The organism is Serratia sp. BIGb0234 (genome assembly GCF_024809915.1).
Classification (GTDB): Bacteria; Pseudomonadota; Gammaproteobacteria; order Enterobacterales; family Enterobacteriaceae; genus Serratia; species Serratia liquefaciens.
In genome coordinates this window covers 361,641-379,506 of sequence record NZ_JANUEI010000003.1, presented here as the reverse complement: position 1 = coordinate 379,506, position 17,866 = coordinate 361,641, and the positions used below count along the sequence as shown (strand labels likewise).

Below are 17,866 nucleotides of genomic sequence, written 5' to 3'. Positions count from 1 at the left end.
AATGTCCTTATTGGATTTCTGACGGCTCGACGGCTAACGGGTGGCTCGCCCACCATTGCTGCGCCTGTTGATGGCTAACCTGCGCGCCTTTAAAGTTCACCACGCGCTTTCCGCGCTGCTCTCCGCGGTGATACAGCGCCCGCATGCACAGGTGCGGGAAGATTTCCCGAGCGATCAGATTGCGCATTTCTCGCGTGTGCCCAAAGGGCGCTATCCAGTCGCAGAACCACAGACGATCGCCACTGTTCCAGTCACTTTCCAGCATATTCACCGCAGGCTGCGTCAAATACCGCGCCTCGGCCTCTTGATTCATCCAGGCCCAACTGAGGAAAAACACCGGCTGATTCTGGTGCGACGCCAGCACATATTGCTGTCGCTTGATGATCGGCAGCAGCAGGGTCGGCAGGGTGTGCAGCGGGGCGTCGCGGTGCATCGGTGAATGCATCCACAGCCATACCGCCGCGCCAAAGGCTTCTGCCTCACTGTCTTCGCCGCCGAGGATCAACGGCGCCCTGATATCGTATTCGCCTATGCGCATGGTCGTGCCCTCAGTAGTTCCAGCTCAGGTTAAAGCCCAGGGTGACCGGGCTGGTGCTGAACCCCTCGGGTTTGGAGAACGGCACGCCGGCGAACAGATCGTAACCGACCTTGAAGGCGTAGCCGCGCAGCCCCACCACGCCACCGGCCAGGTGCTGCCCAACCAGATAGTCGGAACCGTAACCGCCCACTTCGCCGTAGTCGGCGCCGAGGTACAACTCTTGCCCCTGCAACGGTGTGCGCCAGGCCAGATCGTTACGGACGAACCAGCCGTGATTGGCGTTCAGGGTGCGTTCGCCATCAAAGCCGCGCACCGTCCAACGGTTGCCGATAGCGAACTGATCCTGCGGCGTCAGCGGCGTATCGCTGATCTGACGCTGGTATTGCACGTTGTAGCGGAAATTCTGGCTGAACAGGCTAAATGGCACGTCGAGCTGGGCGTTAAGCTGCACAATTTTGCTGAGCGCCGTGGCCTCGCCAAAGGTCTCTTCCGGCGCAGGCAATGCGCCGAACCAACGGGTACCGCGCTGATAACTGACACCCGCGTCCAGCGTAGCTTGTTGAATGTAGTGGCGGTGCTGCAGCCCCAGGCGCCAGCCCGAGGTGCGTCGGCGCTGCACTTCCACTTCGGTATCGTTGATGTAGTTACTGGACTCGCGCGCCAGCACGTCATAGGTCAGCGTAGTTTTCTGGCTGCCGTTGCGGTGCAGCACCCGGCTGAGTTGGAAATCCAGATTCTTGCTTTTGCCGCTGTAGCGGTAATCCTGATTCTGACCGGCAATGGTCTGGTGGTAGTCATAGCTGTTGGCGGTAACCCCGGCCATCCAGTAACCGAACGGTACCGAATAGTGCCCGGTGATGTTCTTCGATCCCTTGCCGCCCTGGTTTTGCAGATCGGTAGAGCCGGAGATATAGAACAGATCGCTGAGCGAAAACGGGTTATCCAGCGACAGCGTTAAACCACCCTGATAGCGCCCGGTACTCTTGGTGCCGGAATCATCCAGCGAGGCACCAATACGCCACATGCGTTCCTGCTTCCAGCTCAGGGCGATGTCACTTTCGCCGGGCTGTTCGCCGGGGATGATTTCCATATTGGCCTGCACCGTCGGCAGGCGCTGCAGGTTCTCCAGCCCCTGTTCGATATCGCGCAGGTCCAGCAGGTTGCCCGCATGGGCCGGGAAGCTGCTGTAAGGCTGAATGTAATGGCCGCTGTCAGGCGTCAGTTTCACCTGCCGCACGTAACCCGGCACCACCACCAGCCGCAGCTTGCCGCTTTTCAGATCCTGCGTCGGCGCCAGCACGCGCGTAGTGATGTAGCCGTGATCCACCAGCCGGTTTTGCAGGGTACTCATCAACAGGTTAATGCCCTGCCCGCCCAGGCAGCGCCCCTGCGCCTGATTAGCGATGCGCTGTAACGGCAGCCAATGAGGGAGTTTGTCCTGGCCACTCAATTCGACCTGATCGATAGGGAAGCAGGGTTTTTCCTGCGGGAAAGCAATACGTCCAAAACTGGATGAAGGTGGCGACAAGCGCACATCCGGCGTCGGAGGGGTCAGCTGTTGCTCCAGCGCCTTTTGCCGCTGCTGCTGTATGATCAGCTGTTCGCTGTTTGATGTTGCCGCCAGCAACGGTTGGCTGAATATAAATAGCGGCAAGACAACGGAGCCAAATGGAATACAGCCCTTGCGCACAGCAAGGCCGAGCGAAGAGTAAGCGGAGTGGCGCATTACTTTTTCCCTGTCGAAAGACAAATAAAAGATAAGAATTGTAAATAAACGCAAACATTATGCGCACGAATAGCTCACGATCAACTTAATTTTGCTCGGTAATGGGCGCTGGGTAACAAAATGCTTAATAAGAAGGATCTGCAATGCTAATGCCAGCGCTGTTAAGCCAAGCCAAAAATAACAACTAACAAATTGTTTTTAATAACTATATTTATAGATCCATTTTAATCGGCATTCATATTCATGAATAATTGCATCTAAACAATGCAATTATTCATCACCGAGTCATTAACGCTAAACAGGTTACAACCTTTAAGAAATTTCCTATTTCAAATACGATTAACCACTTTATTAGCTCCCACCAGAAATCAAATTCGCGATTAATTGCCCTGCTATTTTTTAATTATATTTGTCAATGCGTTACTTATTCACAATCGATATAACTTATTCCGCCATCAAGTCATAGCCACCTCGCAGTCTGCTGCCTTTCGCCTGGTGCGACAGATTCTTTCGTTGCAATGCTAAACCGGTTCTTCTATTTTAGCTCGCCATCTGACACGGGTGAAAACAGAGGTTGAACATGGTTAATCGCGTATGGGTTCTGGGTGATGCAGTCGTCGACCTGGTGCCTGAAAACTCAAACAGTTACCTTAAGTGTCCCGGTGGTGCGCCTGCCAATGTGGCGGTTGGCATTGCCCGCCTGGGCGGCGACAGCGCCTTTATCGGCCGGGTTGGCCAAGACAGTTTCGGCACCTTCTTGCAACAGGTACTGAGCGAAGAACAGGTGGATATTGGCCATATGTTCCAGGACCCCGGTCACCACACCTCCACCGTGGTGGTGGACCTTGATTTGTCGGGCGAGCGCTCCTTCACTTTCATGGTCAATCCCAGTGCCGACCTGTTCCTGCAGCCTGAAGATCTGCCTGAATTCAACGCCGATGAATGGCTGCACGTCTGCTCTATTGCCCTGTCGCAGGAGCCCAGCCGCAGCACCACGTTTGCCGCCATGGAGAACATCAAGGCGGCCGGCGGCTGGGTCAGCTTTGACCCGAACATTCGTGAAGAGGTCTGGCGTCAACCGGATGCGCTGCGCACCTGTTTGCAAAAGGCCCTGCTGCTGGCAGACGTGGTGAAAATCTCGCTGGAAGAGCTGAGTTTTATCAGCAATATCGGTGAGTTGGAGAGTGCCATTGACTGGATGATGCAACGCTACCCGCTGCGTTTATTGCTGGTGACGCTGGGCGGCAACGGCGTATGCGTATACGACGGCAAGCAGATCCGGCATTTCCGTGCCCCCACAATCACCCCTGTCGATACTACCGGTGCAGGCGACGCTTTTGTTGCCGGCCTGCTGGCGGCGCTGGCGCAGATCGGCGCTTTGCCGCAGGAGGAACAATGGCCGGCGGTGATCGCTCAGGCTCAGGCCTGCGGCGCATTGGCGACTACCGCCAAAGGTGCGATGACCGCGCTGCCGCATGCCGACGAGCTCCGGGCCTTCCTTCGCCGCTGAGCCGCCCACAGTAAAACTGGCCCCGACAGACCCGAGATTAAGCAAACAATATCGGGGCCACATTCGCCCTTGCCAGTTCAGGCACAATTTGCGGAGTCGATCACAATAGCTGAATCGGGTTAGCAAACTTGATTGCCAGCCGCACAGCAACTCACTATCTTTCATCCTGAAAAACCGGTTTAGCAATTTAGCAAAAAATAATAACAACCTTCCCGGATGATAGAAAATCATGAAAAAACTTAGCTATCTGGCCATCACTACAGGGCTTCTCATCTCTACCTCTGCCGCAGCGGCAGGCGCCAACGACAGCATCGAAGCGCGCCTCAATGCGTTGGAACAGCGGCTGCAGCAGGCCGAACAACGGGCGAGCCAGGCAGAAACGCGCGCCACGGCGGCGGAGCGCAAGGCTCAGCAGTTGGAGCAGCGTACCGCCAACACCGAGCGGCAAACCGTACAAGTGGCGCAGCGTACCGCGACGCTGGAAACCCACGCCGCACCGGCCAGCAACCTGAAGCTCACCGGCTTAACCGATCTCAAGCTGTACGGCGACGTCGAATTCAACCTGGACGGCGCCAGCCGCAGCGGCCAGTTGACGTCGTTGAAAGGCAGCGACAACAAGGACTGGAAGCCCGGTAACAAAGAAAAGTGGGATATCAACGGTCGCATACTGGTCGGCGTGGACGGTTATCGCCGCAACCCGGATGGCAACTTTTCTGGTTTCAGCGTGCAACCGCTGGCAGACATGACCGGCAAAATGAACCTCGACGATGCCGCCTTCTTCTTCGGTAACGAAAAGAACTGGCAAACCAAGATTGGTCGCTTTGAAGCCTACGACATGTTCCCGCTCAATCAGGACACCTTCATCCAGTATTCCGGCAATACCGCCAACGATTTGTATGCTGATGGCTTCGGTTATATCTACATGATGAAAGAAGGCCGCGGTCGTAGCAGCAGCGGCGGTAACCTGATGCTGAGCAAGTACGCCGGCGACTTCTACTTCGAGCTGAATACGCTGGTCGAAGACGGTACCTCGCTGTTTCAGGACGACGCCTATCACGGCAACAGCCTGGATAACAAAAAGAATGTCGCCTACCTGCGGCCGGTGATCGCCTGGAAAAAAGATCGGCTCAGCGCGGCGGTGGCGATGGAAAGCAACGTGGTCAACAACGCCTATGGCTACCATGACAGTCAGGGACAATTCGTCGACCAATCCAAGCGCAACGGCTATGGCATGACCCTCAGTTGGAACAACACTGCCACTCATCCGGACAACGGCGTGGTCGCCAACCTGAGCACTGCCTATCTTGACGCCTCCGGCGAACAGGACTTTACCGCCGGGGTCAACGTGCTGTGGCGCCGCTTTGAAGTGGGTTATATCTATGCTCACAACAATATCAAAGAGTTCAACACTGCCGGAATGACGGCCGATATCAGCAACCCGCTCAGCGAGCCGGGCAAGTATGACATCCACACAATCCATACTTCGTATCAGATACCTAACATCATGAATATGAAGAATTTCAATTTGTACCTCGGCGCCTACGTTTCGATGCTGGAGGCCAATGCCGAGAACAAGATAGCCAACGCCAATAACGATCAGCGCTATGGCGTACGTGCCAGATTCAAGTACTTCTTCTGACGCGGATGAACTGATTTCCGCCGCGAAAAATCGCGGCGGCATTTTTATTTATGAAGGGAGTGAACATGGACATAACCGCAACCGCCAACGCGCTATTGCCGCTGCTCGGCGGTAAAGAAAATATCGCCAGTGCCGCCCACTGCGCCACGCGCCTGCGTCTGGTGCTGGTGGATGACAGCAAGGTAGACAAAGTGGCGATCGGCAAGCTGGACGGGGTGAAAGGCTGCTTTAGCAACGCCGGGCAGATCCAGGTGATTTTCGGTACCGGGCTGGTCAACAAGGTGCACGCGGAATTTATCAAAGCGGCCGGCGTCAGCGAATCCAGTAAATCGGAAGCCGCCGACATAGCCGCTAAAAAACTTAATCCGCTGCAACGCATCGCCCGCCTGCTGTCGAATATCTTCGTGCCGATCATTCCGGCCATCGTCGCCTCCGGCCTGCTGATGGGCCTGCTCGGCATGGTGAAAACCTACGGCTGGGCCGATGCCAACAGCGCCCTGTTCGTGATGCTGGACATGTTCAGTTCGGCGGCGTTCATCATTTTACCGATCCTGATCGGTTTCACCGCGGCGCGCGAGTTCGGCGGTAACCCCTATCTGGGTGCCACGCTCGGCGGCATTCTGACGCATCCGGCGCTGACCAACGCCTGGGGCGTGGCCGGTGGTTTCCATACCATGGATTTCTTCGGGCTGGAGATCGCCATGATCGGCTATCAGGGCACGGTATTCCCGGTGCTGCTGACGGTGTGGTTTATGAGCGTACTGGAAAAACAGCTGCGTAAGGTGATCCCCAACGCGCTGGATTTGATCCTAACGCCGTTCCTGACGGTGGTGATCTCCGGCTTCGTCGCCATGCTGTTTATCGGGCCCGCCGGGCGTGCGCTGGGTGACGGCATCTCCTTTGTCCTCAGCACGTTGATTACCCACGCCGGTTGGTTTGCCGGCTTGCTGTTCGGCGGTCTCTATTCCGCTATCGTGATCACCGGTATTCACCACAGCTTCCACGCCGTCGAAGCCGGACTGCTCGGTAACCCGAATATCGGCGTTAACTTCCTGCTGCCGATCTGGTCAATGGCCAACATCGCCCAGGGTGGCGCCTGTCTGGCGGTGTATTTCAAAACCCGTGACGCAAAAATCAAAGCCATTGCGGTACCTTCGGCCTTTTCCGCCATGCTTGGCATTACCGAAGCGGCGCTTTTCGGCATCAACCTGCGCTTTGTGAAACCGTTTTTGGCGGCTCTGGCGGGCGGTGCGCTCGGTGGAGCCTGGGTGGTGGCCAATCATGTCGGCATGAACGCCGTCGGGCTCACGGCCATTCCGGGAATGGCAATCGTGCAGGCCAGTTCGCTGGTGAGTTATATCATTGGTCTGGTGATCGCCTTTGGCAGCGCCTTTACCCTCTCGTTGTTGCTGAAATACAAAACGGACAGTGAATGATGGAAGAACTAAACCTGATGAAACAGGCCGTTCAGGCGATGATGAGCGGCATGCCCAAGGCGCTGCGCGATCCGCACCGACCGGCGTGGCACCTGGCCCCCAGCGTCGGGCTGCTCAACGATCCCAACGGCTTTATTCAGCATAACGGGGTTTACCACCTGTTCTATCAGTGGAACCCGCTGGGCTGCGATCACCGCAACAAATGCTGGGGTCACTGGCAGTCGACGGATCTGGTCCACTGGCAGCACCAACCGGTGGCGCTGGTGCCGGGAGCCTGCTACGACAGCCATGGCTGTTATTCCGGCTCGGCGGTAGTGGCAGACGGCAAAATCATGCTGGCCTACACCGGCAACGTAAAATATCCCGACGGCTCGCGCACCGCCTATCAATGCCTGGCGCAGGAAAATGCTCACGGCGGTTATGACAAGCTCGGGCCTGTATTGCCGCTGCCGCCGGGTTATAGCGGCCACGTGCGCGATCCGAAGGTCTGGCGCCATCAGGACAACTGGTACATGGTGCTCGGTGCCCGTGACCTGCAGGATCGCGGTAAGGTTTTACTGCTGCGCTCCGCCGAGCTGCGCAACTGGCAGTTGCTGGGTGAAATCGCCGGCTCACAGCTGAACGGCATCGGTGACTTCGGCTATATGTGGGAATGCCCGGATCTGTTTACGCTGGACGGTGCCGAGGTGCTTATCTGCTGTCCGCAAGGCCTGGCGGCGGAGGCCGAACGCTATCTCAATGTTTACCAGGCGGGGTATTTCACCGGCAGGCTGGACTATCGACAGGCCACTTTCGACCATCAGGATTTCCACGAACTGGATGCCGGGTTTGAATTCTACGCGCCGCAGACCACCCTGACCGAAGACGGTCGCCGGCTACTGGTTGGCTGGATGGGCGTGCCGGAGCAAGACGAGGATTGCCACCCGACCCTGCAGTATGGCTGGATCCATATTCTGACCTGCCCACGGGAGCTGTCGTTGCATAACGGCAGACTCTGCCAACGTCCGGCACGTGAACTGCAACAGCTGAGGGGCGAATACCGCCAATGGCAGGGCACCGCCGACGACGCGCCCTGCTGGCCTGTCGACAGCGCGGAACTGCTGCTGGCGCCAAACGGCGCGTTCAACGCCGACTTTGGCGGGGCGATGGCCCTGAATTGGGATGGCACCGTGCTGCGGCTGACGCGCAACAACCTGCGCAGCGGGCAGCCGGAACACCGTTACTGGCGCGGTGAGCTGACTCAGCTGCAGATACTGTTCGACCGTTCGAGCGTGGAGATTTTTATCAATCACGGCGAAGCGACCATGAGTTCGCGCTACTTCCCCGGCCCACAACCCTTGCTGTACCTGAGCGGTAAAGCGCAGCTGGCGCTCGAGCACTGGTCGCTGACGCCATGCATGCTAGAATGACGCATCCTTCGATGAATTCAGATGCCGTCAGTGAAAAAAAATAAACGCATAACCATCAGTGATATTGCCGCACTGGCCGGCGTGTCGAAATCGACCGCCAGCCTGGTGCTTAATGGCCGCAGCAAGGAGTATCGGGTGTCCGACGATACCCGCGATCGCATCCTGGCGCTGGCCGGCGAGCACCATTACCAGCCCAGCTTCCATGCCCGTTCGCTGCGTTCCTCCCGTAGCCATACCCTGGGGCTGGTGGTGCCGGAAATGACCAACTACGGTTTTGCGGTGATTTCACGCGAGCTGGAAACCCTGTGCCGCGAGGCCGGTTTGCAGTTGCTGATCGCCTGTACCGACGAAAACCCGGCGCAGGAAATGATGGCGGTGAACAGCCTGGTGCAGCGTCAGGTCGACGGCCTGATTGTCGCCTCCAGCCAGCTCAACGATGCGGAATACCAAAAGATTAACGCCAGCTTGCCGGTAGTGCAGATGGACCGCTTGATTACCGGCTCCGAACTGCCGCTGGTGATCACCGACTCGCTGACCTCGACCGCTACGCTGGTGGAGAACGTCGCGCGCCAGCATCCTGACGAGTTCTATTTCCTTGGCGGGCAACCGCGCATCTCGCCAACCCGCGATCGATTGGCCGGTTTTCAGCTCGGCCTTGAGCGCGCCGGCGTGGTGTGTAAACCGGAATGGATCATCAACGGCAATTATCACCCCAGCTCCGGCTACGAGATGTTCGCCCAGCTGTGCGCACAGTTGGGCCGTCCGCCAAAAGCGTTATTTACCGCCGCCTGTGGTCTGCTGGAAGGGGTGTTGCGCTACCTGAATCAGCACCAGTTGATGGAGAGCGACCTGCATTTGTGCAGTTTCGACGATCACTACCTGTTCGATGGCCTGACGCTGAAAATCGACACCGTGGCCCAAGACTGTCGTGCCCTGGCGCAACACAGCTTCGACATGGTCAGCGCGCTGATTGACGAGCGGCCCCTGGAACAGAACGCGCTTTACCTGCCGGGCAATATCCACTGGCGCCACGCCGGTTCCAAGGCGCTGCTCGGCCAGCCCTGACTTGAGGTTTTTCTTTTTCCGCTTAAGGAGCTCAGCATGAGCCGTGAGATTAACAAAGATACCCAGCTGTGCATGTCGCTGGCCGGTCGCCCAGGCAACTTCGGTACTCGCTTTCATAACTATCTGTATCAGGAACTGGATCTGAACTTTATCTACAAGGCGTTCACTACCCAGGATATCCAGGCGGCAGTGGGCGGCGTACGGGCTTTGGGCATCCGTGGTTGCGCGGTTTCCATGCCGTTCAAAGAGAGCTGCATCCCTTTCCTCGATGAGCTGGACGCTTCCGCAACGGCGATTGAATCGGTCAATACCATCGTCAATGACGCCGGTTTTTTGCGGGCCTATAACACGGATTATATCGCCATCGCCAAATTGCTGGCCCAGTACCAAATCCCGACAGAAACCGCCTTTGCCCTGCGCGGCAGCGGTGGTATGGCAAAAGCGGTGACCGCGGCACTGCGTGACGCCGGTTTTAAAAATGGCCATATCATCGCCCGTAACCCGCAGGCCGGACAGGCTCTGGCCAGTGCATACGGTTATCAGTGGCAGGCGCAAGTCGATGAGCTAAAAGTGGATATGGTGATCAACGTAACGCCAATCGGCATGGCCGGCGGTGCAGAAGCGGAGCAATTGGCTTTCGCGCCCGCGACTGTCGATGCGGCGAAAATCGTCTTCGACGTGGTGGCACTGCCTGCGGAAACCCCGCTGGTCCGTTACGGACGTGAGCACGGCAAACAGGTGATTACCGGGGCAGAAGTGATTGCGTTGCAGGCGCTGGAACAGTTTGTCCTCTACACCGGCGTACGTCCTACCGATGAGCAAATCGCCCGTGCTGCAGCGCACGCTCGCGGTTAAAAACGCTAAACAACGCCAGGGCCGCGGTTCGTTTGAGTGGCCTTGATGGCCTAGCGATGAGCCAGCAGACGCAAAATATTTCTCGCACCGTGAAGTACTCGCTCGATCCTGACATTACGTTGTATCGTTGTGAAAACGATTAGGTATTTGCCGTAGGCGCTGATCCTGACGTCCCGACCAAGCTCAGGTCGCTTTTGGTAGGTTTCCGGCGACTCGCCGATTCGCTGGCATTGGTTATACAGTTCAGAAATAAAACTCAGCGCCCGGGCCGGGTTATCCTGTGCAATATGATCGCCAATACTTTCAATGTCATATATCGCTGCCGGCGATATTGTTAGCCTCATCAGTCACTTCCGTTATCCACCATCCGTTGGTATTTAGCCCGCAAGCGCGCAAACGCCTCATCCGCCGGGACTCCCTCACCACTTTCAACTCCCTGTACAATGGCCACTTGCAACTCTTCAATTTTCATCGCGCGCTCATGTTCTTCAAGCAGACGCAGCCCTGCCCGTATCACTTCGCTGACGTTGCCGTAACGTCCGCTGTCAATTTGCTCATGAACGAACTTTTCAAAATGAGGGCTTAAAGCAATGCTAGTTGGCATGGCCGACTCCGGAAAGTAGTGTTAATTACTATCTATTAGTATTTTCATTTGTCGGCAATGCGTCAAGCCCCTGTACGAAATTCAGTCAATAAAAAAGGGCGCCTGAGCGCCCTTCTAATCCTGGGTGATGCCAGCCCGCTACTTGGCGGTGCCTTCCATCCCCACCAGCCCCACTTTCAGGTAGCCGGCTTTACGCAGCGTATCCATTACGCTCATCAGCGTTTCGTAGTCCACACTCTTATCCGCCTGGAAGAAGATGGTGGTCTCTTTGTTCGCCTGCGTCCGTTGATCCAGCACCGACGTCAGTTGATCTGCACTGACCGCCTGCTCACCAACGTAGAGCTGTTTGTCCGCTTTCACCGACAGGAACACCGGCTTTTCCGGACGCGGCTGAGGTTTGGCGGAGGACGCCGGGAGATCGACACGGATATCTACCGTTGCCAGCGGCGCGGCCACCATAAAGATGATCAACAGCACCAGCATGACGTCGATAAACGGCGTCACGTTGATTTCATGCAGTTCGCCGCTGTCGTCCAGATCTTCATTTAAGCGCATCGCCATAACTCACCCCACCCGCAGTTGGTGTGAATGCTGTGAGCGTTTGGCTTCCGCCGTGGCGGCCAGATCCAAATCACGGCCCAGCAGCAGCAGAACCTGCGCCGCTACGTCGCCAACCTGGGCGCGGTGACCACTGATCACACGGGCAAAGATGTTATAAATCACCACCGCCGGAATAGCGGCGACCAGGCCCAGTGCGGTAGCCAGCAGCGCTTCTGCGATGCCGGGCGCAACCACGGCCAGGTTGGTGGTTTGTGAGTGGGCGATGCCGATAAAGCTGTTCATGATGCCCCAAACGGTACCGAACAGACCGACAAACGGCGAAATGGCACCGATGGTCGCCAGGAAGCCATTGCCGCGTCCCATGTTACGGCTGTAGCCCGCTACGCGACGCTCCAGACGGAAACCGGTACGTTCCTTGATGCCGTTGTTGTCGTTGGACGCCGCCGACAGCTCCAGTTCGTTTTGCGCATCGTTCAGCAACACGGAGCTGATGCTCTCGTCCGAGAAGCTCTGCGCCAGTTCGGACGCTTCGTCCAGCGAGCGTACGTTGGCCAACGCCAGCTGTTCGCGGCGCAGACGGCGCTTGGCGCGGAACAGTTCGCTGCCCTTGGAGAACAGGATGGTCCAGGTGACGATAGACGCCAGCACCAGGCCGATCATCACGATTTTCACCACGATGTCCGCATGCTGGTACATACCCCAGACGGACAGGTCCATACCGCGGGTTTCCGGCGGCTGGATGGTCGGTTGCGGGTTGACCGGAGTGAGGGTTTCAGGCGCTGCCGCGGCAGGCGCGCTGGCAGCCGGAGCCACGCTTTCGGTAACGGCCGGATTAGTCGCCGGTGCCGCATGAGCACTGCCGGCCAGACCTGCCACCAATACCATTGAAGCTAACAGACCACGGCCGAACGCCTGGCCCCATTGCGCCCGGCCCTGACCGAACGATCCTTGATTTAAATTCTTGCCAGCCGTTTTCACGCTGTGCCTCCACCCGTTACCGATCAAAATTGAGGAATAATTCAGCGTGCGATCATATCAAACCAATCAGGGATTGATAGTAGTTCTCATTATTATTTACCAAATAATCGGGAAAATTACTCCTGCGGCGCACTTATGGCTCCCTGGCGAACCCATTCGCCGCCTGTTCGGGCCTATATGCACCCTTTATAGGGCTATTTCGTCACTTTTACCGTACAGGGATGCAACATAGATAGGGGATTTGTCGCATTTTACTGTTACATCCCGGACTCACCGATAAACTCGCTTGGTTATCGTCGTCAGGCAGAAGGATGGCATGCGAGAGCACGATTGAGCAGAAGATTATAGCCGTTTCTACATTTGGATGTTAAAACGTCTGGATGGCTATAAAGCGTCATGCTAACGTAAGGGCTATTGCAAATGGCCCGTGAAGATCAAGCAAAGGTGAGCCCGCTCCTATGACGTCTAAAAACATCGAAACTACCCTGATTGGCGCCGGGCGCAGCAAGCGCTATACCCAGGGCTCCGTCAACCCCGTCACCCAACGCGCTTCTTCATTGGTATTTGACTCCGTGGCGGCCAAAAAAGAGGCTACCGCCAAACGTGCTCATGGCGAGCTGTTTTACGGCCGACGCGGCACCCTGACCCACTTCGCGTTGCAGGATGCGATGGTCGAGCTGGAGGGCGGCGCAGGCTGCGTGCTCTATCCTTGCGGCGCGGCGGCGGTCTCCAACACCATTCTGTCCTTTGTCGGCGCGGGCGACCATCTGCTGATGACCGGCTCCGTCTATGAGCCGACGCAGGACTTTTGCACCCATATTCTGAGCCGCATGAATGTGGAAACCACCTATTTCGACCCGCTGATCGGCGCCGATATCGCCGGACTGATTCAACCCAATACCCGTGTGGTGTTCCTTGAATCACCCGGCTCGATCACTATGGAGATCCAGGATATCCCGGCGATGGTGCAGGCGATTCGCGCCGTGGCACCTGAAGTGGTAATCATGATCGATAACACCTGGGCGGCCGGCATTTTGTTCAAGGCGCTGGATTTTGATATCGACATTTCGATTCAGGCTGGTACCAAATATATTATCGGCCATTCCGATTACATGCTCGGCACCGCCGTGGCTAACGAGCGCTGTTGGGACCAACTGCGTGAATATTCTTATTTGATGGGCCAGATGGTAGACGCCGATACCGCTTATATGGCCAGCCGCGGTTTGCGCACCCTGGGCGTACGCCTGAAGCAGCACCAGCAGAGCAGCATCGAAGTCGCGCATTGGCTGGCCCAGAGACCAGAGGTGGCAGTGGTCAATCACCCGGCGCTGCCCGGTTGCAAGGGCCACGAGTTTTACCTGCGCGATTTTAACGGCTGCAACGGCCTGTTTTCTTTCGTGCTGAAACAGCGCCTGAGCGACGTGCAGTTAGCCGAGTTTCTGGATAACTTCAGCCACTTCAGCATGGCCTATTCATGGGGCGGCTTTGAATCCTTGATCCTGGCTAACCAACCGGAAGAACTGGAAGCCATTCGCCCAGCGGGTGGCATAGACTTCTCCGGCACTCTGGTACGCCTGCATATCGGCCTGGAAAATGTGCAGGATCTGATCGCCGATCTCGCCGCCGGGTTCGACCGAATTGCCAATACGCGCTAACAGAACGCCTGCTTGCATCGGCAACTTTATTCGCCTTGTTTAATGTGTGCTTAAGCTATTAGCGTTACACTAGGCGGGTAACTGTCAGATACGGCCAACACTGTGCCCTGGATACCCTGAAGCCAGGCGCAACCGGTATGCAACAGGATAAATAATGGATGTATTACGAGAGATTGTTCATGCGCTTTGGCAGCAGGACTTCATTGCCCTTGCCGATCCCAGCGTAATTTGGGTGGTTTATGCGGTGCTTTTCACCACTCTATTTTTAGAAAACGGACTACTGCCAGCTTCCTTCTTACCCGGCGACAGCCTGCTGCTGTTATCCGGCGCGCTGATCGCCAAAGGCGTGATGGCCTTTGTGCCGACGCTGATCATTTTGACCGTCGCCGCCAGCCTGGGCTGCTGGCTGAGCTACCTGCAGGGCCGTTGGTTGGGCCATACCAATCTGGTCAAAGGCTGGTTGCTGCAACTGCCCGCTCAGTATCACCAACGTGCACACAACCTGTTTAACCGCCATGGCCTGACGGCGCTGGTCATCGGCCGTTTTCTGGGTTTTGTTCGTACCCTGCTGCCCACCATGGCCGGGATTTCTGGCCTGAACAGCACCCGTTTTCAGTTCTTTAACTGGCTAAGCGCGGTGATTTGGGTAGGTGCAGTGGTCGGCCTCGGCTACGCCTTCAGCCAGATCCCTTTGGTTAAACGCTATGAGAGCCAGGTGATGACCGGGCTGATGATCCTGCCGTTGGTGCTGCTGCTGGTTGGCCTGGTGGGCGGCATGCTGGTTATCTGGCGTAAAAAACGCGCCGCCTCTTCCTGATACCCAGACGGGCGGCCATCGTCGCCCTTAAAGCGCTTTTTCAACCAACGCCAGTCTGGGAGGCAGCTTGCTCACCAGCGTATCCACCGCCAATCGAACTTTCAAAGGCAAATGTGGCGTTTGCGGCCAAACCGCGTGAACGTCGAATGACATGCCGGGCCGATTGCGCATCAGCCTGACCAATTCCCCTTTCAACAACGCTTCGCGCACCAGCCAGCAAGGTAACCAGGCGATGCCAAACCCCGCTACCGTGGCATCCGCAATAGCCTGCAGGTCATCCATCTGTAACCCTTTCTTCGGTATCACCTCCTGCTCTTTTCCGCAGGCATCCAGAAGCGTCCAGTTGCGAACCACGCCGGCGCGCATGTAGGTCACCGCATCATGTTGTGCCAACTGTTCGAGGGTTTTGGGTTCGCCGCTGCGCAACAGATATTCCGGAGCCGCGCACAATGTCATACGGTGGTCGCCAACGCGCCGTGCCACCAACCCACTGCTACTGACCAGCGTACCGTTGCGGATCGCCAGGTCAAAACCGTCCTCAATCAAATCCACCACGCGGTCGTTGAATGACAGCTCCAGCTCCAGCCCAGGATGCTCACGCGCCATACTGGTCAACAGCGGCGCAATGCACATGCGGCCAAACAGCACCGGCATCGACACCCTCAGCCTGCCGTTGACCTGCTGCTTCCCCGACTCCAGCAGCATTTCTGCGGTACGTATCTCTTCCAGTGCCCGCAGACAACGTTCGTAAAACAGCGCACCGTCGTCGGTCAGGCTCAGGCTGCGGGTCGTGCGATGAAACAAGCGAACGGCCAACCGTTGCTCCAGGCGGGCGATGGTTTTCCCCACCGCCGAACGCGAAAGGTGTAGCCGGCTGGCCGCCAGCGCAAAACTGCCTGCCTCCACCGCGGTGACAAATACCGAAATGCCGTTCAATCGATCGCTCATGATTTGTAGCCCTGAAAGAAACAATCAAAGGAAATCTTATCGCCACTGGCGAACTTCTATCAACGATATTATCAGCAGGTCTATTTATCGCTGACTTTGGAGTCAATCATGGCCGAAACAATGCAACGCTGGACAATGGACGCCCTGGGGCGCCAACACCTGCAACTGAACGAAAGCGTCATACCGCAACCGGGACCGCACCAGATCAGAGTGAAAGTGAATGCGGTATCGCTCAATTACCGCGACAAACTGGTCATTGAAACCGGCATGGGACTAGAACTGCCGCAGCCCTTCACGCCAGCCTCCGACATGGCCGGTGAAGTCGACGCCATTGGGCCCGACGTCACCCGTTTTCAGCCCGGCGAACGGGTGATTTCCACCTTTAGCCCCGGCTGGATCGATGGCCGGCAAAAACCCTATGGTAATGCGCGCATCCCACCCTACCGCACTCTGGGCGGCTTTTATCAGGGCATGCTGGCGGAATACGTGGTGCTGCACGAAGACTGGTTGGCGGCTGCGCCCACCTCGCTGGACGATGCGCAGGCCAGTACCCTGCCCTGTGCCGGACTGACCGCCTGGTTCGCGCTGGTGGAACAGGGCCAGCTGCACGCCGGAGAGTCGGTGCTGGTACAGGGCACGGGTGGCGTGGCGCTGTTCGGGCTGCAAATCGCCAAAATGCTGGGTGCCGAGGTCTATGTTACCTCCGGCAGCGACGAAAAACTGGCGCGAGCCAAAGCCTTGGGTGCCGATCATGGCATTAACCGTCTGACTGCGGACTGGGTAGAAAAGGTGTACCAGTTGACCCAGGATCGCGGCATCGACCACGTGATTGACACCGTGGGTGGCCCTAATCTCGGTAATTCGGTACGCGCCGTTGCGGTGCACGGGCGTATCTCGGTGATCGGGGCGCTGGAGGGCTTTGAAGTTTCGGCTCCCGCAGGGCCGCTGCTGATGAAATCGCCGGTCATTCAGGGTATTGGTGTCGGCCACCGCCGCGCACTGGAAGATCTGGTGCGTGCGGTGGACGTTAATGCCCTACAGCCGGTGATCGACCAGCGCTACCGCTTTGATCAATTGCCGCAGGCGCTCGATCACCTCGATCGCGGAGCATTCGGTAAAATTGTGCTGACGCGCTGAATCACTGCCCGGCGGCGAGATTAACCTTCCATCATTAAAGGAGGGTTTTCGCGCAGTCGGGCAACTTCGTCACTCGGCGTCACGCCAAAGAAACGTTTGAACTCGCGGCTGAACTGCGAAGCGCTTTCGTAGCCGACACGGATCGCCGCGGTACTGGCTTTCAAACCGTCGTGTACCATCAGCAAACGCGCCTTGTGCAAGCGATAGGATTTCACATATTGCAGCGGCGAGGTGTTGGTCACCGCCTTGAAGTTATGGTGAAACGCCGAGATGCTCATATTCACCTCCCCCGCCAACTGCTCAACGTTGAGGTTGTCCGCATATTGGTTCTCAATACGCCGCAGCGCCTTGGCGATTTGGCTGAAGTGGGTATGGCGATTAACCAATTCCTGCAATGAGGCGCCACAGGCTCCGCGCAGTACGTGGTAGAGAATTTCACGTACAATCTGCGGCCCCAGTACGCGTGCATCCAGCGGTTTGGCCATCACATCCAGCAGGCGTTCGGTAGCGCACAACAGTTCTTCCGACAGCTCGGCCAGGTTCACCCCGCTGCTTTCTCTGCGCGGCTTCACCAGGTAGTCGTCATCGCCGATGTCGATCAACAGGTCCTGCAGCATTTGGCTGTCGATATTCACCGACAGCCCCACCAGCGGCAATTCCGGGCTGGCGAAGGTTTCGCACTCAAACGGCAACGGCACCGTCATCAACAGATAATTGCGCGGGTCATACTGGAAAACCCGATTACCGCAGTAGCCGACCTTGTGCCCCTGGAAAATGATCACCACACCCGGCTCATACATCACCGGCTGGCGCGGGCAATGACGATCGACATAAAGAATTTTCACCAGCGGCACCGGCGAGGGCGTGTAACCGTTGCTCTCGGCAAAGCAGGCCGCCTGGCGCGCCATGCGGCCGCGCAGTTCATCGATTTCGCTCACGGAAACACCCTCTTACATTAAGAATAATTCGGCATAAATAATAGTTTAAA

The 17,866-nt window shown here is 57.1% G+C and carries 17 protein-coding genes; 9 read left to right on the top strand and 8 right to left on the bottom strand.

Going from position 1 to position 17,866, the window contains the following annotated elements; genetic code table 11:
• Window positions 1-7: 7 nt before the first annotated feature.
• Window positions 8-538, bottom strand: a complete 531-nt coding sequence (locus M2407_RS14635; protein WP_020828639.1) for a toxin-activating lysine-acyltransferase — start codon at window positions 536-538, stop codon at window positions 8-10.
• A gap of 10 nt (window positions 539-548) precedes the next feature.
• A complete protein-coding gene (locus tag M2407_RS14630; protein ID WP_046372625.1) occupies window positions 549-2,264 on the bottom strand; it encodes a ShlB/FhaC/HecB family hemolysin secretion/activation protein in 1,716 nt (571 codons plus the stop codon).
• Between the two features lie 580 nt (window positions 2,265-2,844).
• Here M2407_RS14630 and M2407_RS14625 point away from each other — a divergent pair.
• The 6 genes from M2407_RS14625 to M2407_RS14600 all read left to right on the top strand — a co-directional run bounded on the left by M2407_RS14625 (window position 2,845) and on the right by M2407_RS14600 (window position 10,178).
• Window positions 2,845-3,774 carry an aminoimidazole riboside kinase gene (locus M2407_RS14625; RefSeq protein ID WP_259218499.1) on the top strand — a complete coding sequence of 310 codons (930 nt, stop codon included), beginning with the start codon at window positions 2,845-2,847 and terminating at the stop codon, window positions 3,772-3,774.
• Window positions 3,775-4,003: 229 nt separating this feature from the next.
• A complete protein-coding gene (locus M2407_RS14620; RefSeq protein WP_020828642.1) occupies window positions 4,004-5,413 on the top strand; it encodes a carbohydrate porin in 1,410 nt (469 codons plus the stop codon).
• 65 nt (window positions 5,414-5,478) lie between these two features.
• On the top strand, window positions 5,479-6,849 hold the full coding sequence (locus tag M2407_RS14615) for a sucrose-specific PTS transporter subunit IIBC (protein ID WP_020828643.1): 1,371 nt from the start codon (window positions 5,479-5,481) through the stop codon (window positions 6,847-6,849).
• Window positions 6,849-8,258 (top strand): sucrose-6-phosphate hydrolase, encoded by a 1,410-nt coding sequence (locus tag M2407_RS14610; protein ID WP_259218600.1) that lies wholly within the window; start codon window positions 6,849-6,851, stop codon window positions 8,256-8,258. The genes M2407_RS14615 and M2407_RS14610 overlap by 1 nt, the downstream gene beginning before the upstream one ends.
• Window positions 8,259-8,279: 21 nt before the next feature.
• A complete protein-coding gene (locus tag M2407_RS14605) occupies window positions 8,280-9,323 on the top strand; it encodes a LacI family DNA-binding transcriptional regulator (RefSeq protein WP_122080237.1) in 1,044 nt (347 codons plus the stop codon).
• Window positions 9,324-9,359: 36 nt separating this feature from the next.
• A complete protein-coding gene (locus M2407_RS14600) occupies window positions 9,360-10,178 on the top strand; it encodes a shikimate 5-dehydrogenase (protein WP_020828646.1) in 819 nt (272 codons plus the stop codon).
• Window positions 10,179-10,228: 50 nt separating this feature from the next.
• On the opposite strand, the gene M2407_RS14595 is transcribed toward M2407_RS14600, so the two are convergent.
• From M2407_RS14595 to exbB, 4 genes are all read right to left on the bottom strand, one after another.
• Window positions 10,229-10,522, bottom strand: a complete 294-nt coding sequence (locus M2407_RS14595; RefSeq protein WP_259218495.1) for a type II toxin-antitoxin system RelE/ParE family toxin — start codon at window positions 10,520-10,522, stop codon at window positions 10,229-10,231.
• Window positions 10,522-10,782 (bottom strand): type II toxin-antitoxin system ParD family antitoxin, encoded by a 261-nt coding sequence (locus tag M2407_RS14590; RefSeq protein WP_046372621.1) that lies wholly within the window; start codon window positions 10,780-10,782, stop codon window positions 10,522-10,524. The genes M2407_RS14595 and M2407_RS14590 overlap by 1 nt, the downstream gene beginning before the upstream one ends.
• Before the next feature lie 138 nt (window positions 10,783-10,920).
• Window positions 10,921-11,343, bottom strand: coding sequence for a TonB system transport protein ExbD (gene exbD / locus M2407_RS14585; protein ID WP_020828649.1), 423 nt, complete (start codon window positions 11,341-11,343; stop codon window positions 10,921-10,923).
• 3 nt (window positions 11,344-11,346) lie between these two features.
• Complete coding sequence (gene exbB / locus M2407_RS14580) at window positions 11,347-12,321, bottom strand: tol-pal system-associated acyl-CoA thioesterase (RefSeq protein ID WP_020828650.1); 975 nt, start codon at window positions 12,319-12,321, stop codon at window positions 11,347-11,349.
• Between the two features lie 458 nt (window positions 12,322-12,779).
• On the opposite strand from exbB, the gene metC reads away from it, so the two are divergent.
• Window positions 12,780-13,976: a cystathionine beta-lyase gene (gene metC, locus M2407_RS14575; protein ID WP_116691733.1), complete on the top strand. Its 1,197-nt coding sequence runs from the start codon at window positions 12,780-12,782 to the stop codon at window positions 13,974-13,976.
• 154 nt (window positions 13,977-14,130) lie between these two features.
• Window positions 14,131-14,793, top strand: a complete 663-nt coding sequence (locus M2407_RS14570) for a DedA family protein (RefSeq protein WP_046372619.1) — start codon at window positions 14,131-14,133, stop codon at window positions 14,791-14,793.
• 27 nt (window positions 14,794-14,820) lie between these two features.
• Here M2407_RS14570 and M2407_RS14565 read toward each other — a convergent pair whose 3' ends face one another.
• Complete coding sequence (locus M2407_RS14565; RefSeq protein ID WP_116691732.1) at window positions 14,821-15,741, bottom strand: LysR family transcriptional regulator; 921 nt, start codon at window positions 15,739-15,741, stop codon at window positions 14,821-14,823.
• Window positions 15,742-15,849: 108 nt separating this feature from the next.
• Between M2407_RS14565 and M2407_RS14560 the strand changes: the two genes are divergently transcribed.
• Window positions 15,850-16,878 (top strand): NAD(P)-dependent alcohol dehydrogenase, encoded by a 1,029-nt coding sequence (locus tag M2407_RS14560; RefSeq protein WP_020828654.1) that lies wholly within the window; start codon window positions 15,850-15,852, stop codon window positions 16,876-16,878.
• 20 nt (window positions 16,879-16,898) lie between these two features.
• Here M2407_RS14560 and M2407_RS14555 read toward each other — a convergent pair whose 3' ends face one another.
• Window positions 16,899-17,786 carry an AraC family transcriptional regulator gene (locus M2407_RS14555; RefSeq protein WP_218167687.1) on the bottom strand — a complete coding sequence of 296 codons (888 nt, stop codon included), beginning with the start codon at window positions 17,784-17,786 and terminating at the stop codon, window positions 16,899-16,901.
• Window positions 17,787-17,866: the final 80 nt, after the last annotated feature.